General features: G+C 66.8%; 18 protein-coding genes. 4 read left to right on the top strand and 14 right to left on the bottom strand.

Going from position 1 to position 20,937, the window contains the following annotated elements; all coding sequences use genetic code 11:
• Positions 1-25: 25 nt before the first annotated feature.
• The 6 genes from ASF51_RS12055 to ASF51_RS12030 all read right to left on the bottom strand — a co-directional run bounded on the left by ASF51_RS12055 (position 26) and on the right by ASF51_RS12030 (position 6,112).
• The gene (locus ASF51_RS12055) at positions 26-892 is read right to left on the bottom strand and encodes a TetR/AcrR family transcriptional regulator (protein WP_162236952.1); all 867 of its coding nucleotides are present in this window, start codon (positions 890-892) and stop codon (positions 26-28) included.
• A gap of 90 nt (positions 893-982) precedes the next feature.
• A complete protein-coding gene (locus ASF51_RS12050) occupies positions 983-1,492 on the bottom strand; it encodes a DUF2017 family protein (RefSeq protein WP_055929776.1) in 510 nt (169 codons plus the stop codon).
• Positions 1,489-1,785, bottom strand: coding sequence for an ATP-dependent Clp protease adapter ClpS (gene clpS / locus ASF51_RS12045; protein ID WP_055929774.1), 297 nt, complete (start codon positions 1,783-1,785; stop codon positions 1,489-1,491). The genes ASF51_RS12050 and clpS overlap by 4 nt, the downstream gene beginning before the upstream one ends.
• A gap of 2 nt (positions 1,786-1,787) precedes the next feature.
• On the bottom strand, positions 1,788-3,581 hold the full coding sequence (locus ASF51_RS12040; protein ID WP_055929771.1) for a hypothetical protein: 1,794 nt from the start codon (positions 3,579-3,581) through the stop codon (positions 1,788-1,790).
• 90 nt (positions 3,582-3,671) lie between these two features.
• Positions 3,672-5,099: an FAD-binding oxidoreductase gene (locus ASF51_RS12035; RefSeq protein WP_055929767.1), complete on the bottom strand. Its 1,428-nt coding sequence runs from the start codon at positions 5,097-5,099 to the stop codon at positions 3,672-3,674.
• Positions 5,100-5,134: 35 nt separating this feature from the next.
• Complete coding sequence (locus tag ASF51_RS12030) at positions 5,135-6,112, bottom strand: sugar-binding transcriptional regulator (protein WP_055929765.1); 978 nt, start codon at positions 6,110-6,112, stop codon at positions 5,135-5,137.
• Between the two features lie 112 nt (positions 6,113-6,224).
• Between ASF51_RS12030 and ASF51_RS12025 the strand changes: the two genes are divergently transcribed.
• The 3 genes from ASF51_RS12025 to ASF51_RS12015 all read left to right on the top strand — a co-directional run bounded on the left by ASF51_RS12025 (position 6,225) and on the right by ASF51_RS12015 (position 10,395).
• Positions 6,225-7,988: a glycerol-3-phosphate dehydrogenase/oxidase gene (locus ASF51_RS12025; protein WP_055929762.1), complete on the top strand. Its 1,764-nt coding sequence runs from the start codon at positions 6,225-6,227 to the stop codon at positions 7,986-7,988.
• 139 nt (positions 7,989-8,127) lie between these two features.
• Positions 8,128-8,889: an MIP/aquaporin family protein gene (locus tag ASF51_RS12020; protein WP_082479771.1), complete on the top strand. Its 762-nt coding sequence runs from the start codon at positions 8,128-8,130 to the stop codon at positions 8,887-8,889.
• A gap of 45 nt (positions 8,890-8,934) precedes the next feature.
• Complete coding sequence (locus ASF51_RS12015) at positions 8,935-10,395, top strand: FGGY family carbohydrate kinase (RefSeq protein WP_055929759.1); 1,461 nt, start codon at positions 8,935-8,937, stop codon at positions 10,393-10,395.
• 115 nt (positions 10,396-10,510) lie between these two features.
• Here ASF51_RS12015 and ASF51_RS12010 read toward each other — a convergent pair whose 3' ends face one another.
• Both ASF51_RS12010 and ASF51_RS12005 read right to left on the bottom strand, forming a co-directional pair.
• Positions 10,511-11,458: an aldose 1-epimerase family protein gene (locus ASF51_RS12010; protein ID WP_055929756.1), complete on the bottom strand. Its 948-nt coding sequence runs from the start codon at positions 11,456-11,458 to the stop codon at positions 10,511-10,513.
• A 26-nt stretch (positions 11,459-11,484) separates the two neighbouring features.
• Entirely contained in the window at positions 11,485-12,966 is a 1,482-nt protein-coding gene (locus ASF51_RS12005; protein ID WP_055929753.1) for an MFS transporter, read from the bottom strand.
• Positions 12,967-13,024: 58 nt separating this feature from the next.
• On the opposite strand from ASF51_RS12005, the gene ASF51_RS12000 reads away from it, so the two are divergent.
• A complete protein-coding gene (locus ASF51_RS12000) occupies positions 13,025-13,633 on the top strand; it encodes a TetR family transcriptional regulator (RefSeq protein ID WP_055929750.1) in 609 nt (202 codons plus the stop codon).
• Here the strand turns inward: ASF51_RS12000 and prpB are convergent.
• The 6 genes from prpB to ASF51_RS11970 all read right to left on the bottom strand — a co-directional run bounded on the left by prpB (position 13,596) and on the right by ASF51_RS11970 (position 20,903).
• Positions 13,596-14,510 carry a methylisocitrate lyase gene (gene prpB, locus ASF51_RS11995; protein ID WP_055929747.1) on the bottom strand — a complete coding sequence of 305 codons (915 nt, stop codon included), beginning with the start codon at positions 14,508-14,510 and terminating at the stop codon, positions 13,596-13,598. The two genes, ASF51_RS12000 and prpB, sit on opposite strands and share 38 nt — an antisense overlap.
• Positions 14,510-16,027 carry an MmgE/PrpD family protein gene (locus ASF51_RS11990; RefSeq protein WP_055929744.1) on the bottom strand — a complete coding sequence of 506 codons (1,518 nt, stop codon included), beginning with the start codon at positions 16,025-16,027 and terminating at the stop codon, positions 14,510-14,512. Before ASF51_RS11990 ends, prpB begins: the two co-directional genes overlap by 1 nt.
• Positions 16,028-16,112: 85 nt before the next feature.
• Entirely contained in the window at positions 16,113-17,765 is a 1,653-nt protein-coding gene (locus ASF51_RS11985; RefSeq protein WP_055929743.1) for an alpha,alpha-phosphotrehalase, read from the bottom strand.
• 2 nt (positions 17,766-17,767) lie between these two features.
• Positions 17,768-18,667 carry a carbohydrate ABC transporter permease gene (locus ASF51_RS11980; RefSeq protein ID WP_055929740.1) on the bottom strand — a complete coding sequence of 300 codons (900 nt, stop codon included), beginning with the start codon at positions 18,665-18,667 and terminating at the stop codon, positions 17,768-17,770.
• Positions 18,667-19,581, bottom strand: coding sequence for a carbohydrate ABC transporter permease (locus tag ASF51_RS11975; protein ID WP_082479770.1), 915 nt, complete (start codon positions 19,579-19,581; stop codon positions 18,667-18,669). Before ASF51_RS11975 ends, ASF51_RS11980 begins: the two co-directional genes overlap by 1 nt.
• Complete coding sequence (locus ASF51_RS11970) at positions 19,578-20,903, bottom strand: ABC transporter substrate-binding protein (protein WP_235497224.1); 1,326 nt, start codon at positions 20,901-20,903, stop codon at positions 19,578-19,580. The genes ASF51_RS11975 and ASF51_RS11970 overlap by 4 nt, the downstream gene beginning before the upstream one ends.
• Positions 20,904-20,937 lie beyond the last annotated feature (34 nt).

The following is a 20,937-nucleotide window of genomic DNA, read 5'->3' as shown; positions in this document are numbered from 1 at the left end:
GCCTCTCCGTGGGAGCGATGGGGTGTCACGGGCCGGCAGGGGGTACGGAACTTGCGCCAGTCGCAGTCGCGAGTACTTTCAGGTAGGCATCGATCGTCCGAGGATCGAAATCCGGGTCCGCGACGATGAACGTGTCATAGATGGCGAGGAAGCCGATCGCCGACGGCGCCCACTCCGTGGGCTCATCGGTGAGCGTCGGCGGTCCGAGGTAGAAGTTGTCTGTGACGGCGGGGTTCGAGAGGTGTCGCACGGCAAGCCCCTCCACGATCGCCGAACCGAGAACGGCGTAGAGCGTGAAGCCGCCCGCGAAGTTCTCGCGCAGCTTGAATCCCAGCAGGCGTGCCATCGCCTCGTGGAACGAGGCCATCGCCTCGACGAAGCGTTCACTTCCGCGACGGAGGGTCTCTGCGACCCTGCGCAGGCTCTCGCTGCCGTCGTCGGCGAGGAGGGCCGCGGAGGTGGCGAGGAACGACTGCCACGCGGCCGAGTCGATCGTGCTGTAGTAGTTCTGCTCGAGCACCACCCGGATGAGTTCGAGCAGGAGCCGCCTCCGCCCCTCGGCCGTCCCGTGCAGATCAGGGCGTGAGGCGACGAGTTCGATGGCCGTGCGCAGGGCGCGGTCGTCGCTCAGCTGGTCGGCGAACGTGGCCGCCGCCTCGTTGAGCAGTTCTCCGATGAAGGCGTCTCTCGACTTCCAGAGCCGGTAGACCGAACTCTTCGACACGCCGGCCGCAGCGATCACGTCGTCCATCTGCAGACCGGGGAACCCCAGGGTCATGCCGCGCGTACCGGTCGTGGCCAGAGCGGCATCGAACATACGACGCCGGATCTGCTCCGACGTCATCCGACTTTGCCGGGTTCGCTCGGTCGAGGTGCCGTGATCGTCTGCCATGCGCATCCTCCCCGTGGATCGTCCATCCTCCAGTCTCGCGGTCGCGAGGTCACGCCCGAAATGCTGGATGGGACGCCGGGTCCCAATGAGTCAGGAGAAGTCAGGGTCCAGGGCGCGCAGCAGCGACTCCTGAACGAAGCCGACCCAGCCGTACACCTCGAGCACGAAGCGATCGTCGGCGTCGATGAGCAGCTGGTCTCCGTCGTGCTCGATGCCCAGACCGGCCGCGATGGTGAGCCGGATGTCGGTGAGACTGCGCAACCACGCACTCGCGGCCGCCGCATCCAGATTCACCCGCACGGTGCCCGCCCACTCGTCGCGCTCTCCGAAGGCCTCGACGAGGAGCTCGGCATTGCGCACCTTGCGCTCGACGAGGCCCTCAGCGGTGAATCTGCGGAACTCTGCGTCGTTCTCGGCCCCGTCGCCGTAGGCCGCGGGCAGAAGCCTGTCGAGAGCGCGGGAGCTCGGCGAATCGGGATCGAGCCGGTCGGCGTCGGCGAGAAGCGAATGAACGTCGGTGGCGAGCGTCACGAGGATCTCGACCTCGGCTCGCTCGAACGATGCGACGATGACCTCTCCCTGCCGCACGAACGGCGTCACTCGTCGACCTTCTGCAGCGTCGCCCACAGGCCGAACTCGTGCATGGCCTCGACGTGCCGCTCCATCTCTTCGCGAGTGCCCGTGGCCACGACCGCACGCCCCTCGGTGTGCACCTGCATCATTCGCCGCTCGGCCTCGGGCTTCGAGAATCCGAAGTAGCTGCGGAACACGTACGACACATACGACATGAGGTTCACCGGATCGTTCCACACGAGGGTGATCCACGGAGAGCCGAGCTGCAGCTGCTCATCGAGCTGCGCGTCGAGGTCTGTCTGGTCGAGGGTCTGTGCCACGACTACGGAGCGTCGACGGTCTCGTCCGACTCGACGTCGTCGAGGGCGTTGAGCACGCGCACGGCTGCGTCGTTCGCGCCGATCGCGTATTCGTTGGTCTCGGTCTCGTCGACCAGCTCTTCGGTCGCGATCTGCTCGATGCGGCTGATCTTCTGCTCGAGTGCCGAGGTGGTCGACTGCACGAACTGCACCAGTCGCTGCTCGGGAGCGTTGTCCTCGGTCCAGTCGCCGACGACCTCGTCGCCGGCGAGAGCGGCCACGGTGAGCCGGAGTCGGTTCTCCCACTCGCCGCGCTGTGCGGTGACGCCGTCGAGTTCTTCGATGGCGGCGTCGCGCTGGGCGTCGCTGCGGTCGCGTTCCTCGCGCAGCGCCGCGATCTGCGCGCGGCTGGCCTCGAGTTCGGATGCCGCCTGCTCGGCTCGAGCGACGGCCGCGGCCAGATCGTCTCGCGCGTCGGGCAGGCCGCTGTCGGCGTGGGTGGAGTCGCCCTGCAGCTGCGTCGCCAGGGCCTCTTTCTCGGAGAGCAGCTCGGCGGTCTGGCGCTCGTGGCTGGCGCCGAGCTCACCGATCTGCTGTTCGTGGGCGGATGCCAGTTCGGCAATCTGAGCGTCGTGGGCCGCCTTCAGCTCGTCGATCTGCTGCTGGTGCGCCTCGTCGATAGTGCGGAGCTGCGTGTCATGCTCTGCGGCGAGCGCGGTGACATCGGTGGTTCGGGTGCCCTCGAGCTCGGCCGCCTGGGATTCGAGTCGCGCGGTGAGTTCGGCGACCTGCGCGTCGCGCTGGGCGCGGAGCTCGGCGAGTTCTGCGGTGAGCGATGCGACCTCGGTCTCGCGCTGGGCGTGCAGCCCCGCGATCGTCGCGTCTCGCTCGCTGCGCAGGGCGGCGACGTCGTTCTCGCGCTGGCTGGTGAGGGCGGCGACCTCGGCGGCGAGTCGCGAGTTCAGTTCGGCGACCTCGGAGTCGCGCTGCTGCTGCAACGCGGCGAGGTCGGCATCGCGCTGGGTCGACAGCGAGACGAGTTCGTTCTCGCGCTGCTGGTGCAGGGCCGCCACGTGCACGTCGCGCTCGTTCGACAGAGCGGCCAGCTCGGCCTCGCGCTGCTGGTGGGCGGCGCTGACGTCTGCATCGCGCTGGGCGGTGAGGGCGGCCACTTCGGCAGCCAGTCGAGCCGACAGCTCGCCGACCTCGGCCTCGCGCTGCTGGTGAAGACCTGCGACCTCGGCCTCGCGCTGCTGGTGGAGTGCACCGACCTCGGACTCGCGCTGGGCCGTGAGGGAGGCAACCTGGTTCTGGAGCTCTGCACGCAGCCTGTCGACCTCGGCCTCGGCGGCCTCGGCCCGCGCGGTTTGGTCGATGAGCTGCTGCTGCAGATCGGCCGCGTGCGCCTGCGATTCGGCCAGCTGCCCCGACACGTCTGTCAGGTGGGCCTCGGCGTTGATGCGGGCCTCGTCGCGGGCCTGGCGGTCTTCGATGACGCTGTCGAGGTGCAGCCGGATGATCTCGAGCGGGTCTTCGGTGGTCTCGAGGTTGACGATCGGCTCGAGCTCGGGCTGCACGTAGGCCGGCTTGGCCGTGGGGTCGATGAGGTGGTGGCTGAAGAGCTCGTCGGTGACCGGACGGTACCGCGCCTGGAAGTCCTCGGATCCCACCTTGACCGCGGCATCGATGAGCCTGATGGCGAAGCGGTCACGCCCCGAGAGCACGAGGGGCGAGTCGGGCTGCGTCGATGCGGGCGCGCGGTTCGAGTCGTTCTGGGGCGGGTTCTCGGGTTCGGGGGAGAGGGCGTCGAAAGTCATTGAACTCCTTCGGTGTCCGGGTCGAGCGGAAACCGTCGCGGGGTCGGGTAGGCCGTTTTTCAGGATACCGGGCCTCAGCCCGGCGTGGGGTCAGGAATCGAAACCCAGCCCCACGGCATCCAGAGCCTTGAGGATGCCGTTTCGGCGCCCACCGTGATGATCGGCCCGGTCGAGCGACCATCTCGTCGTCTGGATTCCCAGGGACGCCACGGGCTCCGGCGGGAACGGGAGCGGACGGCGACGGACCATCTCGAGACTCGTGCGTTCCGTCGACTCGCCGTCGAGCAGGTCGAGCATCACGTTCGCCGCGAAGTGGGTGGCGGCGACGCCGAGACCGGTGTAGCCGGCCGCGTACGCCACGCGACCCTGCCGTGCCGCGCCGTAGAACGCGCAGAACCTGGTGCAGGTGTCGATGGCGCCCGCCCAGCGGTGCGAGAAGCGCAGGCCCTCGAGCTGGGGAAACGTGGTGAAGAAGTGCTCCGCGAGCCGGCGGAATGTCTCGGGACGGTCCTCGTAGGAGGGGCGGACTCGACCGCCGTAGTGATAGATCGCGTCGTAGCCGCCGAACAGGATGCGGTTGTCGCGGGAGAGCCGGTAGTAGTGGAACTGGTTGGCGCCGTCGCCCAGCCCCTGCCGGTTCGCCCAGCCGATGGAGCGGAGCTGCTCGTCGCTCAGCGGCTCGGTCATGAGCACGTAGTCGTAGACGGGCACCGTCGCGAGCCGGTTGCGACGGAGAAGCGAGGGGAACACGTTCGTCGCCAGGGCGACCCGACGGGCGGTGACTCGAGCGTCGTCGGTGACGAGGACCACGGGTGCCGTGGGGGAGCCGCTGCTCGACGAGATCGATCGCACGGGTGTGTTCTCGAAGATCTCCACGCCGAGCTCCTCGGCCACCCGCGCGAGTTCAGCGGCGAGTCTGGCGGGATGGACCAGGGCGGAGGTGCGCTTCTCCCAGAGGCCGGCGAGGTAGGTGGGGGAGTCCACCTGCCGCCGCACCGCGTCGGTGTCGAGAAAGACCGTGTGGTCATCGGTGGTCGCCGCGCGCAGGGCGTCGACCTGGTACGGCTCGACGGCGAGCGAGAGGGCCCCGTTGCGCTCGAAGTCGCACTCGAGTGCGTAGTCGCCGACCGCGCGTTCGATGTCGTCGAGGTTCTCGAGGCCGAGCTCGATCAGGCGCTCGATCTCGGAGGGAAAGCGACTGCGTCCGTTGTCGTCGCCGTGGGTGAGGCTCGCCTCGACGAACCCTCCGTTGCGGCCGGACGCCGCCCAGCCGACCGTCTTGGCCTCGAGAAGTACCACCCGCGCATCCGGATGGCGGCGCTTCGCGAGGACTGCGGTCCACAGACCGCTGTAACCACCGCCGACGATCGCCAGGTCGGCGATCATGGGCGCTTCGAGGCGGCGCCTGCGCGGCTGGGTGATGTCGTCGATCCAGAACGGGCGGTTCACGGCCGCGCTCAATGCGTGATCGACGGTGCGCGTCGACGGTCGGGAGCGTTCGAATACGGTCTGCGCCATACCCCAGTATGACGTGACGATTCGGATTCGTGCGGTCAGGCCACGTCGTCGGTGAGCAGATGCGCTGTGGGCTCGTCGATGATCAGATCGGTGATGAGACCCGCGGCCAGCGCGCCTCGCAGGGCCTGCAGCTTCGACTTTCCGCTCACGACGCAGACTCTGCGGGCGACGCGCGACACGAGTTCGAGGCTGGGTCCGCTCGTGCGGGCGTTCATGGGGATGTCGGTCGACGAACCGTCTGCGCGGTAGAAGACGGTTGCGACGTCTCCCACGACGTCGGATGCGGTCAGCGACGCATAGTCGGACTCGTCGAGATAGCCGCCGATGTAGACGTGGCTGGGCACATCGGCGAACGGTGAACCGAGGCCGAACAGCGCGATGTCCATGCGCTTCTGAATGTCGAGCACGCGCCGGATGGCACGCTCACGCCACATGGCCTGCTTCGTCGCGGCGTCGTCGAAGAAGGCGGGAACCGGGAACTGCTGCACCGCAGCCCCGAAGGCGACGCCGAATCGGGTCATGATCTCGCTCGCGTACACGATGCCGGTCGTCTGGTAGTTGGCCGCTCCGTTGAGCTGCACCAGCGTGGTGTTGTGGGTGACTTTCTCGGGGATGTGCCGGCTCACCGCGCTGATGGTCGAGCCCCAGGCGATGCCCACGGTCATGTTCGAGTCGACGAAGGGGGTGAGAATGCGTGCAGCCGAGACGGCGACTCGTTCGAGCCGGTCGACCTCGTTCGTCGAGGCCGGCACGGGAACGATGTGGGCGGTCACGCCGTAGCGTTCGCGGATGCGCTGCTGCGATGTCGAGACGCGTTCGGCCGGCGACTTCACCTGGATCTCGACGAGCCCGGTTTCACGCGCAAAACTCAGCAGTCGGGAGATCGACGAGCGCGATGTGTGCAGCTCGTGGGCGATCGCCTCCATGGTGATGTCCTGCAGATAGTAGAGCTGGGCGGCGCGCAGAGCGTCGCGCGATTTCTCAGCGTGCTGGTCGGCCGAAGCGATGGTCATGTCGACATTCTTCCACGCCCTGCACGTCTGTGCATAACGCTTGAACAATTGTGTGCAGGTGTCAGACTCAAGGGGTAATCAAGGAACTTACTTACACGAAGGCGAGTACACAGTGAGTGCACCAGTCGTTTCCCCCTCAAGCCAACCTGAACTCCGGCCCGATGTCGCCGGGCTCGTCGAGAACCCACGAGCACAGGTGCTCGTGATCGGCGGTGGCATCAACGGAATCGCGACGTTCCGCGACCTCGCCCTGCAGGGTGTCGACGTCGTGCTCGTCGAGCGCAGCGACTACTGCTCCGGCGCTTCCGCGGCGTCGAGCCACATGATCCACGGCGGCGTGCGCTACCTCGAGAACGGCGAGTTCCGTCTCGTGCGCGAATCCGTGCAGGAGCGCAACCGGCTGCTGCGCTTGGCTCCGCACTACGTGAAGCCCCTGCCCACGACCATCCCCATCTTCTCCACGTTCTCGGGCATCGTCTCGGCCCCGCTGCGCTTCCTCACCCACAAGCAGGGAAAGCCGAAGGAGCGCGGTGCGCTCCTGATCAAGCTCGGTCTGCTCGGCTACGACTCGTTCTCGCGCGACGGCGGATCGGTTCCGCGCCACCAGTTCGCAGGCCGTAAGAAGTCCCTCGCCAAGCTGCCCCAGTTGCGCCCCGACGTGAAGTACACCGCCACGTACTTCGACGCCGCCGTCGAGAATCCCGAGCGCCTCGCGCTCGACCTCGTCGAGGACGCCCTTGCCACGGGCGAGCACGCCCGCAGCGCGAACTATGTCGAAGCGATCGGAGTCAGTGGCGACGAGGTCCTCCTTCGAGACACCGTCTCGGGTCGAGAGTTCAGCATGGCCGCTGATGCCGTCGTGAATACGACGGGGCCGTGGACCGACCTCACCAACGATGCACTCGGCATGCCGAGCACGTTCATGGGCGGCACGAAGGGTTCCCACATCGTGCTCGACAACCCGGCCCTCTACAAGGCCTGCGCGGGCGGCGAGGTCTTCTTCGAGAACAACGATGGCCGCATCGTTCTGATCTACCCGCTCAACGGCCGCGTTCTCGTCGGAACGACCGACCTCGAGGCCGACATCACGAAGCCCGCCGTGTGCACGGAGGAGGAGGTCGACTACTTCTTCAAACTCGTGTCGCACGTTTTCCCACGCATCCCGGTCGACCGCTCGCAGATCGTCTACCGCTATTCCGGCATCCGTCCGCTGCCGAAGCACGACGACACCGCACCCGGGTTCGTCTCCCGCGACTACCGCATCGAGCCCTCCCGCCTCGGCGGTGGTTCGAAGGTGCCCATGCTGAGCCTCGTAGGCGGAAAGTGGACCACCTTCCGTGCGCTCTCCGAGCACCTCACCAACGAGACGCTCGAGCTGATCGGTCGCACCCGCAGTGTCAGCACCGAGAAGCTCGCCATCGGCGGCGGCGTCGGGTTCCCAACCACCCCGCAGGCGAGCGATTCCTGGGTCGCGGCACACGCATCCGATCTGGGCGCCGACCGCGCCCGCGCCCTGCTGGCGCGCTACGGAACAAAGGCCGACCGGGTCATCAATGCCCTGGGCGACTCCTCGAACGACGAGGCGCTCGCTCACGTCGCCGGATTCTCGGCCGCCGAGATCGCCTTCCTCGTCGAGAACGAGTTCGTCGTGCATCTCACCGACCTGGTGCTCCGCCGCACCATTCTGGCCTTCGTGGGAGATCTCGACCAGGCCGCGTTCGATGAGCTCAGCTCGGTCGTCGCAGAGGCCCTCGGATGGTCGGCCGAGCAGCTCGCAGAGGAACGCGCCGTCGCTGTGAAGGACCTCGCTTTGTTCCACGGACTCGAGCTCGACGCCTCGTCGACCGCCCGGGCCGCTGCCGTCGCGGCGGAGTGATCGCCCGCAGTCTGAACAGACGTGCACGCGAATCAGTTGTTTGACTCGACAACTGATCGCTAGCGTCATGGAGGGGCCGACGTAAGTCGGCCCCTCATTCTCATCAAGGTGACGTGGACGTCACATAAGGAAGGTCAACGTGGACAATCTCGGAGTTGTATTTCTCGCAGAGCTGGTAGGCACGGCCCTGCTCGTTCTGCTGGGTTGCGGTGTGGTGGCGAACGTCGCTCTCGTGAAGAACAAGGGTTTCAATGGCGGCTTCCTGATGGTCAACATCGGGTGGGGCTTCGCCGTGTTCTCCGGTGTGATCGTGTCGTACAACAGTGGTGCGCACCTGAACCCGGCCGTGACCCTCGGCCTGGTCGCGAACGGCGCCACCGAGTTCGGCTCCGGTGTGCCCGTGAACATCGCGTCGATCCTCACCTACATCGCGGCTCAGCTGCTGGGTGCGATCATCGGTGCCGTGTTCGTGTGGCTCGCGTACAAGCAGCACTTCGATGAAGAGCCCGACGCGGCCAACAAGCTCGGTGTGTTCTCCACCGGACCGGCGATCCGCTCCTACGGCTGGAACTTCCTCACCGAGGTCATCGGCACCTTCGTGCTCGTCTTCGTCGTCATCGGCTTCGGTGGCGGACGACAGGGCGAGGGCGGCCTTGCAGCCCTGGGCGCTCTTCCCGTCGCCATCCTCGTGATCGCGATCGGCGCATCCCTCGGTGGCCCGACCGGGTACGCCATCAACCCGGCCCGTGACCTCGGCCCGCGCATCGCCCACTTCATCCTCCCGATCAAGGGCAAGGGATCCTCCGACTGGTCCTACTCCTGGGTGCCGGTGCTCGGGCCCATCGTCGGTGGCGTTTTGGCCGGCCTCGCCGCCGTGCCGCTCCTCCCCATCCTCACGTAAGCAAGCTTTTCCGCTCAGCAGAACCACATAACGAAGGAGTTAGTCATGAGCAAGTACGTCATTGCGATCGACCAGGGAACCACGAGTTCCCGCGCGATCATCTTCAACCACGAGGGCGGCATCGTCTCGACCGGTCAGAAGGAGCACGAGCAGATCTTCCCGAAGGCCGGTTGGGTCGAGCACAACCCGAAGGAGATCTGGGACAACGTCCGCGAGGTCATCGGCCAGGCACTCTCCAAGGCCAACTTGACCCGCCACGACATCGTCGCCGTCGGCATCACCAACCAGCGCGAGACCGCCGTGGTCTGGGACAAGAACACCGGCGAGCCCGTCTACAACGCCATCGTCTGGCAGGACACCCGCACCCAGTCCATCGTCGACCGACTGTCGGCCGATGGCGGCGGAGACCGCTTCAAGGACACCGTGGGTCTTCCCCTGTCGACATACTTCGCCGGCACCAAGATCGTGTGGATCCTCGAGAACGTCGAGGGCGCCCGCGAGCGCGCCGAGGCCGGCGACCTCATCTTCGGAACGACCGACACGTGGGTTCTCTGGAACCTGACCGGCGGCGTCAACGGGGGAGTCCACGCGACCGACGTCACCAACGCCAGCCGCACGCTCTTCCTCGACCTCAAGACCCTCGAATGGGACGACGAGATCCTGAAGGCGTTCGATGTCCCCAAGTCGATGCTCCCCGAGGTGCGCTCTTCCTCCGAGGTCTACGGCACCGTGTCCGACTCGAGCCTCCTCCGCGAGGTTCCCGTCGCCGGCATCCTGAACACCTACGGCACCGGAAACTTCTTGATCTTCAACACCGGAACCGACATCGTCAAAAGCGAGAACGGCCTGCTCACCACCATCGGCTACAAGCTCGGAGACGGCGAGACCCACTACGCCCTCGAAGGCTCCATCGCCGTCACCGGCTCCCTTGTGCAGTGGCTGCGCGACAATCTGGGCATCATCCAGAGCGCTCCCGACATCGAGGTCCTCGCGAAGACGGTCGACGACAACGGCGGTGCCTACTTCGTGCCGGCATTCTCGGGCCTGTTCGCGCCGCACTGGCGATCGGATGCCCGTGGGGCGCTGGTCGGACTGACCCGGTTCGTGAACAAGGGCCACATCGCTCGCGCAGCGCTGGAGTCCATCGCGTTCCAGACGCGAGAGGTGCTCGACGCGGTCAACGCCGACTCCGGCGTTCCGCTCACCGAGCTCAAGGTCGACGGCGGAGCCACGGCCAACGACACCCTGCTGCAGTTCCAGGCCGACATCCTGAACGTGCCCGTCGTGCGCCCGGTGGTCGCCGAGACCACGGCCCTCGGTGCCGCCTACGCGGCCGGCCTCGCGGTGGGCTACTGGGACAACCTCGACGACCTGCGCAAGAACTGGCAGGAAGACCAGCGTTGGACCCCCAACATGGACGATGCCGAGCGCGAGCGCCTCTACCGCAACTGGAAGAAGGCCGTCACGAAGACCCTCGACTGGGTCGACGAGGACGTCATCGAGTAGGTTCCGCCCGCAGGAGACTCCGTTCCCTGAGCCTGTCGAAGGGCATCCCTTCGACAGGCTCAGGGAACGGAGTCTGTTAACGGGGGACGAGTTCGTTGAGCGGGGAACGAGTTCGTCAGAGGGCGAAGATCGTCCAGCCGGCGGTGTGCTCCTCGCCGGGATCGAGCACGACGAGGTCTGTGCCCGTGTTGAACGCGTCGGGCGGGCACGTCATCGGCTCGACCGCGAGGCCGAGCCTGCTGATCGATGGCGCCGGCTGGTCGGCCGTGTGGATCTGAACCCACTGGCACTCCGTGCCCCAGCTGATGCCGACGCCCGACGAGCCGTCGTGGGTGGTGACCCGCACGGTGGCGAGACCCGAGGCATCCCGCTCGAGCTCGGTGAACGCGTGGTCGATGAACGTCGAGTCGATGGGCCGGGATGCGACGAAGTCGAATGCCCCGTCATCTTCGAGCTCGACATCGGCCAGGTCGACGGGAATCAGGCGATCGGGCGTGACCGTGAGCACGGCGCGGGCGGGCAGCTCGAGCGACCAGTCGTCGACGCGGCCCGGTCCCGCGACGAGATACGGATGCGGGCCGGTTCCGTAGGGTGCGGCAGCGCGGCCCGAGTTCGTCGCGCGGATGGTCGTCGACAAGCCGTCGACCGTGAGCTCGTAGCGAGCGACCAGGTCGATACGGAACGGGTAACCCGACTGCGCCTCGACGCGGAACGCCAGTTCGACGAACGCCTCGCCGGCCTCCACGAGCGACCACTCCTGCCAGGCGGCCAGGCCGTGCAGCGCGTGGCCTCGCTTCGGCTCGGTAAGTGCCAGCTCGTATTCGGTGCCGTGGAAGGTGTATCGGCCGTCGACCACGCGGTTCGGCCAGGGCGCGAGCACGGCGCCGCGGAACGCTGGACGCACCTCGTCGGCATCGAACGGAACGACGAGGTCGCGGCCCCGGTATCGCAGCGTGCGCAGGCTGGCACCCACTCCCGCAATGTCTGCGGTGTACTCGCCGAAGGTCAGTGTGTATTCGGTTCCGGACAGCGGGACGTCGGACCGGGTGGAGGCAGTGTTCATAGTGCCTCCACCGTAGCGGCTCGGGCTCAGCCCAGGTGAACCGCGTCGGGCACGTTCATCATCTCGTCCTTCGACGGACGCACGAGGAAGAACGAGATGGGCGCGGCCAGCAGAATGAGCCCCGCAGCCCAGAGGAACGCGGTGGAGTAGCCGCTCACGAAGGCCTCGAGCTGTGCCGTCTCAGACGGCGGATTCGCGGCCAGGTACGCGGAGATCGCCGCGGTGTAGAGCGCGGTGAACAGAGCGGTTCCGATCGATCCGCCGATCTGCTGGGTCGCCGACACGGCAGCGCTAGCGACACCGGCGTCGTGCTCATCGATGCCCGAGAGCGCCACGTTCTGCAGGGGAACGAAGATGCAGGCGAGTCCGATGCCGAGCAGGATGACGCCGGGCAGCACCTGGACGACATAGTCGCCCTCGACCGTGATGAACGACAGCCAGCCGAGGCCGGCCGCGGCGACGATCGGGCCGACCGTCATCGGAATGCGCACGCCGATCACGGGGAGGAACCTCGACAGAACCGTGGCGCCGATCATGATGGTGAACGTCATGGGCAGCGAGGCGAGTCCGGACTGCAGGGGAGAGAAGCCGAGAACGATCTGGAAGTAGAACGTGAGGAAGAGCAGTCCGCCCAGAAGCGCCGCACCGGTGAGGAGCGATACCAGGAACGCCCCGCCGCGGACGCGGTTCAGGATGACCCGCAGGGGCAGGAGCGGGTTGGACGCCCGCGACTCGACCCAGACGAAGGCGGCAAGCAGGACGACGCCGAGGGCGAGGAAGCCGATGGTCTCCCAGCGACCCCATCCGTTCTCGGCCTGCGAGAAGCCGTAGACGAGCGATGCGAGACCGCCCACGACCAGGACGGTTCCGGGCAGGTCGTAGCGGGTGTTGCCGTGTGCGCGGCTCTCGCGGATCAGGGGGAAGCCGGCGATGATCGCGACCACGGCGATCGGCACGTTGACCAGCAGGCACCAGCCCCAGCTCGCGTACTCGGTGAGCACGCCGCCGAGCAGCAGGCCTACGGCCGCGCCGCCTCCACCGATCGCGCCGTAGACGGCGAAGGCCTTGATGCGGTCTTTGCCGTTGGGGAAGGTGATCGTGAGGATGGCGAGGGAGGCGGGGGCGAGCAGCGCCGCGAATGCGCCCTGCAGGCCGCGGGCGATCAGCAGCTGCTCGGTCGTCGCGGCGAATCCGCCGATTCCCGAGGCGATGGCGAAGCCCACCATGCCGAGCATGAACGACCGCTTGCGGCCCCAGTAGTCGGCGATGCGTCCGCCGAGCAGCAGGAGCGAGCCGAATGCGAGCGCATAGATCGTGACGACCCACGTGCGGTCTCCATCACTCATGCCGAGCTCGAGCTGCGCGTCGGGAAGGGCGATGTTCACGATCGTTCCGTCGAGCACGACCATGAGCTGCGCGAGTGCGAGAACGGCGAGCAGCCACCACCTGCGGGGGTGTGCGGCGTGATCGTGGACGGCCTCGGTCGAGGCGGTGGAGGGGGACGTCATGAAGAAGCGGGATCCTATTCGTACGAACTGGTTGGTTGGCTTAGCTAGACTATCAGTCATGAGAAGCGATGGTGAAGCGACCAGAAGACGAATTCTCGATGCTGCGCGCACGGAGTTCGCCGACTTCGGACTCGCGGGGGCGCGAGTAGACCGGATCGCGGCGGCGGCCAACGCGAGCAAGGAGAGGCTGTACGCCTACTTCGGCGACAAGGTCTCGCTCTTCCAACAGGTTCTCGAGCTCAACCAGCACGATGTCGCCGACGCCATACCGATCGACGTCGACGACCTGCCCGAGTTCGTGGGGCGGGTCTTCGACCACACGATGACCCATCCCGAGCATCTGAGAATGCTGCACTGGGCCAGGCTCGAAGGGATCTCGGCTCTGCTGGTCGACGAGGACCGCTCGCGACTCTTCTCCGAAGGAGAGCTGCTTCGCCGGGCACAGGTCGACGGTCGCATCGACGACGAGTGGGAGCCCGAGGATCTGGTGGCGATGCTGTTCGGCCTGGCCTCGACCTGGGCGAGCGCCCCGGGAATCTTCGCCGACTCCGGGCTCGACGTGACACCGGAGGTCGTGGCCCGGCGACGCGCGTCGGCGGTGCGGGCCGCCGCGAGGCTGGTGCAGCCTGCTAAGACACCCCGAAGTGCCGATCGAGCGAGAAGTTGAAGACCCCCGAGTCGAACGAGTTGTACGCCTCGTAGTCGAGAACCTCGTAGAGCCTGGCGCGGGTCTGCATCTCGGGCAGCATCGACGTCAGCGACCCCTCCCGCGTGATCGTGTCGAGCCCCCTCTCGGCCGCGCCCATGGCGAGCCGGAGCAGCGAGACGGGGAAGATCACCAGATTGAGGCCGACATCGGCGAGCTGCTGCGTGGTGAAGAGCTCGCTCTTGCCGAACTCGGTCATGTTCGCGAGGATCGGCACGTCGACGGCGGCGCGGACGGCCTCGAACTCCTCGAGCGAGGCCATGGCCTCCGGGAAGATCGCGTCGGCTCCCGCGTCGACGAGAGCCTTGGCGCGATCGACCGCGGCCTGCAGGCCGTCGACCCCACGCGCATCCGTTCGGGCCATGATGAGGAAGTTCGGGTCGCGGCGCGCCTCGACGGCGGCCTTGATGCGCTTGAGGGCTGTATCGAGATCGACGACCTGCTTGCCGTCGAGGTGACCGCAGCGCTTCGGGTTGACCTGATCTTCGAGGTGCATGCCCGCGACGCCGGCGTCTTCGAGCGTCTGGATGGTGCGCGCCACGTTCATGGGCTCGCCGAATCCGGTGTCGGCGTCGACGAGTGACGGCAGATCGGTCATGCGGGCGATCTGCTGGGAGCGGCCGGCGACCTCAGTGAGGGTGGTGAGCCCGATGTCGGGGAGGCCGAGGTCGGCGGACAGCACGGCACCCGAGATGTAGACCCCGTCCATGCCCTTCTCCTGGATCAGCTTCGCCGACAGGGGATTGAACGCGCCAGGGAAGAGCTGCAGCCTGCCGCTCGAGAGTCCCGCGCGCATAGCGACGCGCTTGTCGGCCGCCGTGGTGGGGGCGTAAAGCATCAGAAGAGTCCCTTCGGGGTCGTGACGCCATCGAACAGGCCGGGCCTCGCCGTGATCGTGAGCCCCCCGAGTTCGTCGGCGCGGAGCTCGGGCAGTCGAGCCGCGACCGAGAGGAAGCGCTCGATCTCGGCCTGCTCGAGCACGCCGTCGGCCAGGGTGCGGAACTTCGTGACGTACTGCTCGCGGGCGAAGGGACGAGCACCGAGCGGGTGCGCGTCGGCGACGGCGATCTGGTCGGTGATGACTGTGCCATCGGTGAGCAGGATCTCGACCCGGCCTCCGAACGCCTTCTCCTGCGGGTCGATCGAGTGGTACCGCCTCGTCCACTCCGAGTCCTCGACTGTGCGCACGGTCTTCCAGAGGCGCACGGTGTCCTCCCGGCCGGCCCGCTCCGGCGTGTAGGAGTCGACGTGGTGCCACGCCCCGTCCTGCAGGGCCACCGTGAAGATGTACGGGATCGAGTGGTCGAGGGTCTCCCGCGACGCGGTCGGGTCGTACTTCTGCGGGTCGCCGGCACCCGAGCCGATCACGAAGTGCGTGTGGTGGCTGGTGTGGATCGTGATGCTGCCGATCCGCTCGGGGTGCTCGACGAGAACCGGATGCTCGTTGTGCAGTCTGCGCGCAAGGTCGATCCAGGCCTGGGCCTGGTACTCGGCCGAGTGCTCCTTCGTGTAGGTGTCGAGGATTCCGCGCTTCGATTCGCCGGCGATGGGCAGCGGCACCTCGTAGGCGGCGTCGGGGCCGTCGAGCAGCCACGCGATCACCCCGTCTTCGCCCTCGTAGATGGGTGTCGGGCTGGTCTCGCCGCGCATGGCCCGATCGACCGCCTCGACGGCCATCTTGCCGGCGAAGGCGGGAGCGTGGGCCTTCCACGACGAGATCTCGCCCTTGCGTGACTGCCGCGTCGCGGTGGTGGTGTGCAGCGCCTGGCCGACGGCCTGGAAGATCGTCTCGACGTCGAGACCCAGGAGGGTGCCGATGCCGGCCGCGGCCGACGGGCCGAGGTGCGCCACGTGGTCGATCTTGTGGGCGTGCAGGCTGATGGCGCGAACGAGATCGACCTGGATCTCGTAGCCAGTGGCGATGCCGCGCACCAGTTCTGCGCCGGTGCGACCGGCGTGCTGCGCCACGGCCAGGATCGGCGGGATGTTGTCGCCGGGGTGGGAGTACTCGGCCGCGAGGAACGTGTCGTGGAAGTCGAGCTCTCGAACGGCCACGCCGTTGGCCCAGGCCGCCCACTCGGGCGAGAATCGCGCATCCGATGTCAGGCCGAACACCGTCGAGCCGGGGGAGTAGGGGTGGCGTTCGGCCTGCGAGCGCGCCGACACGACCGGCCTGCGCGTGAGCGAGGCCGCGGCGACCGCGGCGTTGTCGATCACCCGGTTGATGATCATCTCGGTGACATCGGCGTCGACCGCCACCGGGTCGGCGGCGACCTCGGCGATGGCGTGTGCGAGCTGGTCGGCGCGCTCCAGGGAATCGGAACTGGGGTGGACGCGAACGGAGTGGAGCTTCACGGGGTGCGATGTCCTTTCGAGAAAACGGCGCGGCCGTGCGGCGGCTACAAACAGGCTAGGCCACCCTCCCGGCCGTCGAGTCTCCTCAGCGGCGGTAGACGCGCACCTCCCACGGCTCGAGGGTCGTGTCGTTCCATTCCGTGTAGTTGCCGATCAGGTGCTCGCCGGCATCGGCGGTCACCCCCGCGGGCAGGTCGAGCGGTTCGCCCGACCAGTTGCCCACAACGAGAAGCCGGTCGTCGCCGCGGGTGCGCGTGAATGCGTAGAGCGTCGGATGCTCGGGCTCGAGCAGGGCGAATTCGCCCAGTGCCACGACGGGCAGCTCGTGCCGCAGCGCGATGAGGCGCCGGTAGTAGTCGAAGATCGACCTGTCGCCGGCTGCCCGGTCCGTCTCGACGTTGATCCGGTCGGCGTTGCCGGTGACCTCGATCCAGGGGTGTCCCGTGGTGAATCCGGCCTCTGCTCCCGGAGTCCACTGCACGGGGGTGCGGGCGTTGTCGCGACTGCGGAACGCCAACTGCTCGAGCACCGTGGCCGGGTCGGCGCCGGCGGCGACGACCTCGGCGTAGTGGTTCACGCTCTCGATGTCCTCGTACTGCTCGATGGCGGTGAAGCCTGCGTTCGTCATGCCGATCTCGTCGCCCTGGTAGATGTAGGGCGTTCCGCGGTGCAGGTGCAGGATCGTCGCCAGCAGCGTCGCGGACTCGTAGCGGTACCGTCCGTCGTCTCCGAAGCGGGACACGGAGCGCGGCTGGTCGTGGTTGCCGAAGTAGAGGCTGTTCCAGCCCGTCGATGCGAGGCCCGTCTGCCACCGGGCGAGAGACCGCTTGAGGGCGACGAGATCGAACGGGAGGTTGTCGAACTTGCTCGCCTCGCTGTGGTCGAGCCCGACGTGCTCGAACTGGAACACCATGTCGAGCTCCTTCCTGTCGGCCCCGGTGAAGAGGCCGGCGTCGTCGACGGTGACGCCGGGCATCTCTCCCACCGTGATCAGCTCGGCGTCGCGGCCCGCGAACACCCGCCGGTGCATCTCCTGCAGGTAGTCGTGGATCTGCGGTCCCATCGTCGGCCGGATACTGGTGCCGACCAGCTCCGACTCCGTCTTGGCGATGAAGTTGATCACGTCCATGCGGAAGCCGTCGACCCCGCGGTCGAGCCAGCGGTTCATCATGGCGAACACGGCGTCGCGCACCTCGGGGTTCTGCCAGTTGAGGTCGGGCTGCTTCGCGGCGAAGAGGTGGAGGTAGTACTGGCCCGTCTGCGGGTCGAGATCCCAGGCCGGACCGCTGAACGCGCTCGTCCAGCCGTTGGGCTCCGCTCCGTCCTTCCCATCACGCCAGATGTACCAGTCGCGCTTCGGGTTGTCGCGCGACGAACGCGACTCGACGAACCAGGGATGCTCGTCGCTGGTGTGGTTGACCACGAGATCCATCACCAGCTTCATGCCGCGCTCGTGCACCTCGGCCAGCAGCAGGTCGAACTCCGCCAGCGTGCCGAAGAGCGGGTCGATGTCCTCGTAGTCGCTGATGTCGTAGCCGTTGTCGGCCTGGGGCGAGCGGTAGATCGGCGACAGCCAGATCACGTCGACGCCCAGCTCGGCGAGATGGTCGAGCTTCGAGCGGATCCCGCCCAGGTCGCCGACGCCGTCGCCGTTCGAATCGGCGAAGCTGCGCGGATAGATCTGGTAGACCACGGCGCGGGTCCACCAGGCGGTCGATTCGGGTGCAGTCTCTGTCATGGTCACTTGACCGATCCTCTCATCACGCCGGAGACGACCCACTTCTGCGCGATCACGTAGACCACGAGGAGGGGCGCCAGCGCCATCAGGTACGACGCGAAGGCGACGGTGTAGTTGGTGTTGAACTGTCCCTGGAAGACGAACTGGGCCAGCGGGAGGGTTCGCGCCGACGGATCCGACAGGATCACGAGCGGCAGGAGGAAGTCGTTCCACGCCCAGACGCAGGTCAGGATGCCGACGGTCGCGTTCATCGGGGTGAGCAACGGGAAGACGACCTTCCAGAAGACACCCCAGGTGCTCGCGCCGTCCATACGCGCGGCCTCCTCCAGCTCGATCGGAATCGACTGGATGTAGGCCACGAAGATGAAGATGTTGAACGACAGCCCGTAGACCGTGTACAGCAGGATCAGGCCGACGGGGGTGTCGAGGCCGAGCAGCGCGGTCTCCTTCACCACGGGAAGCATGATGATCGGGAACGGCACGAAGATCGCCGCGAGGAAGTAGAAGTACAGCCCTTTGAAGAACTTCTTGTGCATGTTGCGGGCGATGGCATAGGCCACGAGCGAGTTCGTCAGCAGTGTCAGCACGACTGCGCCCACCGTGATGAGCGCCGTGTTCATCAGGGCCTGGGGAAAGTTCGTCAGCTGGTAGGCGTCGGCGAAGTTCTCCCAGCGCACGCTGGTGGGCCACTCGAACCCCGTTCCTCCGAGCTGGTCTGGCGACTTCAGCGCCGTGACGATCGTGAAGTAGAGCGGAATCAGCACGGTCAGCGAGCAGACCGCGATAAGGGCCGTCACCCACCAGTTGGTTCCACCGTTCACGCTGCTGCGGCGGCGCCGCCGACGCGGGCTCGGGGTGGGCACGGTGCGGAGGGCTTCGGTGCCCTGGATTGCTGCAGTCATCAGTAGCTCGCCTCCCTGCGCTGGAGGAAGCGCAGTTGAATGAATGACACGAGGATGATGACGAAGAGGTACACGACCGCGTTCGCCATCTGGTAGCCGTATTCGCCACCCTGGAAGCCGCCGCGGTAGATCACCATGGCGATGGATTCGGTGCTCGTTCCCGGTCCGCCGTTGGTGAGGGCGATGATCTGGTCGAAGACCTGCAGGAACGACTTGAACGACAGCACCATGTTGATGGTGAAGTAGGCGCCGATGAGCGGGAATGTCAGCGAACGGAATCGACGCCAGGCCGACGCGCCGTCGATGCCGGCCGCCTCGTAGATCTCACCGGGGATCGTCTGGAGCCCCGCCAGGTAGAGGATCACGTTGAACGCGGCCGCCTGCCAGACGGTCGTGATCACGATGCCGATCCAGGCGTAGTTCGGGTCGGCGAGGATGTTCCCCGACAGCCCGGAGAGCCCGAGGCTCTCGAAGATGGCCGGGAACGAGTTCGCGAACAGGTAGTTGAAGACGTAGCCGATGATCAGGATCGCGAGTACGTACGGAATGAAGAACACGCCGCGGAAGGCGGTCTTGAACTTGATCCGGGCGTTCAGGCCGAGCGCGATCGCCAGGGCGATCACGTTGACGAGGACGGTCGAGACGATAGCGAAACCGAAGGTGAACCCGTAGGAGTTCAGCACGCGGCTGTCCTGGAACAGGTTGATGTAGTTCGACAGGCCCACGAGGTCCCACGTGCCGTAGCCCGCGTAGTTCGTGAGGCTGAAGAACATGCCGGTGAGCACGGGGATGGTGTGCAGCCCGAAGAAGATCACGACGGCGGGAACGACCATCCAGAAGAAGGCTCTGGGGGTCCGTTCGATCCGGCGCCTGGCCGGCGTGCGGGTGGTGCCGGATGCCGTGGGCGCGCTCATGACTTTCCCTTTCGCGACGTTGCGGTGCGGGCCGCGACCTTGCTCCACTCGAAGTCGAGGTCTGACAGGAAGCGCTCGGTGTTGCCGGTGAGCACGAGGGTCTGGAGCAGGTTCACGAGCGGGATCGATGCGGGGATCTGATGATCGATGAAGCCGATGATGCGCCCGTCGGTGAAGTACGGTTCGAGGCCGGCGAGGGCCGGGTCTGAGTTCGGCACGGCGTTCTTGAGAGGCGAGAACGTGCTCTGCGATTCGGAGTAGGCCTGCACGACGTCGGGTGACATGAGGTAGTCCACGAACCTCTGGGCCTCGGCGCGGTGCGGTGTGTCCCGGCCGATCGAGATGCCGACGTCGACGCCGGAGACGACGACGCGAGAGTCCGCGTCGTCGGTGACGGGGTACGGGAACGTGGCGATCTGCGCATCCGGGTTCGTCGCCCGGATCGCGGGGATCGCGTACGAGCCCTGCAGGTACATGGCCGATTCCCCTGCGGCGAACGCGGCGTTGCCGGCGTTGTAGTCGCGGCTGGCGAAGTCGTCCTGGCAGTAGCTGTAGAGCTCGACCTCCTTGTCGACGGCGTCGCCGAAGTCCTTCGAGAACGAGACCGTGTCGAGGTCGGAACCCTCGGCGCGGAGATCGTCGAAGAAGCCCTCCGGCATGAGCGCGCCGCCCAGGTTCACGAATGCGGGGCCCGCGGTCCAGGCATCCTTCATCGTGCAATAGAAGGGCGTCACTCCGTTCTGCTGGAACGTCTGCGCCGCAGCGATCAACTCGTCCCAGGTGGTCGGAACCTCGACGTCATTCTCTGCGAAAATCGCCGGGTTGTAGATGATGCCGGAGGCATTGCTGGCGAACGGCAGGGCGTTGACCTCTGAGCCGTCGCCCTGGTCGCAGCTGCCGAGGTCCTGAACGATCTTCTGCACGGCCGGGTTCACCGTGTCGGCCGACGCCTCGTCGCTGAGGTCTGCGAAGACGCAGGCTCGGGCCAGTTCGGCGAAGTTGCCGCTCACGTTGAGGGTGAGCACGTCGGGCACCTTGTTCTTCACGAGCAGGGTTCTGATGGCGGTGTCGGGATCGGGGACCGCGTTCTGCACGACGCGGATGTCGGGGTTCGCGGCCTCGAAGTCGTCGATGATGGCGGCGAAGTCCTTCACCGCCTCGGGCTTGAACTGGAAGAAGTCGAGGGTGACGACGCCGTCGTCGGGGCTCGAGCAGCCGACGAGCGCGGAGCCGGCGAGCACGAGCCCTATTCCGGCGGCCAGTACGCGCCTGATCGGGCGGCCGTTCCTCCTCGAGGAACCAGCGGGTGGTGGATGAAACACGAGAACGCCTCCTTGCGTCGTGCGTAACGCGATC

This window comes from Agreia sp. Leaf283 (genome assembly GCF_001422485.1).
Taxonomy (GTDB): Bacteria; Actinomycetota; Actinomycetes; order Actinomycetales; family Microbacteriaceae; genus Agreia.
The sequence above is the reverse complement of the archived record's forward strand: the minus strand, read 5'-3'. Positions and strand labels throughout refer to the sequence as shown.

Bases quoted from the DNA above. Each gene is read 5' to 3' on its own strand.
- ASF51_RS12055 (WP_162236952.1), bottom strand. From the start codon at position 892: ATGGCAGACGATCACGGCACCTCGACCGAGCGAACCCGGCAAAGTCGG.
- ASF51_RS12040 (WP_055929771.1), bottom strand. From the start codon at position 3,581: ATGACTTTCGACGCCCTCTCCCCCGAACCCGAGAACCCGCCCCAGAAC.
- ASF51_RS12035 (WP_055929767.1), bottom strand. From the start codon at position 5,099: ATGGCGCAGACCGTATTCGAACGCTCCCGACCGTCGACGCGCACCGTC.
- ASF51_RS12030 (WP_055929765.1), bottom strand. From the start codon at position 6,112: ATGACCATCGCTTCGGCCGACCAGCACGCTGAGAAATCGCGCGACGCT.
- ASF51_RS12015 (WP_055929759.1), top strand. From the start codon at position 8,935: ATGAGCAAGTACGTCATTGCGATCGACCAGGGAACCACGAGTTCCCGC.
- ASF51_RS12010 (WP_055929756.1), bottom strand. From the start codon at position 11,458: ATGAACACTGCCTCCACCCGGTCCGACGTCCCGCTGTCCGGAACCGAA.
- ASF51_RS12005 (WP_055929753.1), bottom strand. From the start codon at position 12,966: ATGACGTCCCCCTCCACCGCCTCGACCGAGGCCGTCCACGATCACGCC.
- ASF51_RS12000 (WP_055929750.1), top strand. From the start codon at position 13,025: ATGAGAAGCGATGGTGAAGCGACCAGAAGACGAATTCTCGATGCTGCG.
- prpB (WP_055929747.1), bottom strand. From the start codon at position 14,510: ATGCTTTACGCCCCCACCACGGCGGCCGACAAGCGCGTCGCTATGCGC.
- ASF51_RS11985 (WP_055929743.1), bottom strand. From the start codon at position 17,765: ATGACAGAGACTGCACCCGAATCGACCGCCTGGTGGACCCGCGCCGTG.
- ASF51_RS11980 (WP_055929740.1), bottom strand. From the start codon at position 18,667: ATGACTGCAGCAATCCAGGGCACCGAAGCCCTCCGCACCGTGCCCACC.
- ASF51_RS11975 (WP_082479770.1), bottom strand. From the start codon at position 19,581: ATGAGCGCGCCCACGGCATCCGGCACCACCCGCACGCCGGCCAGGCGC.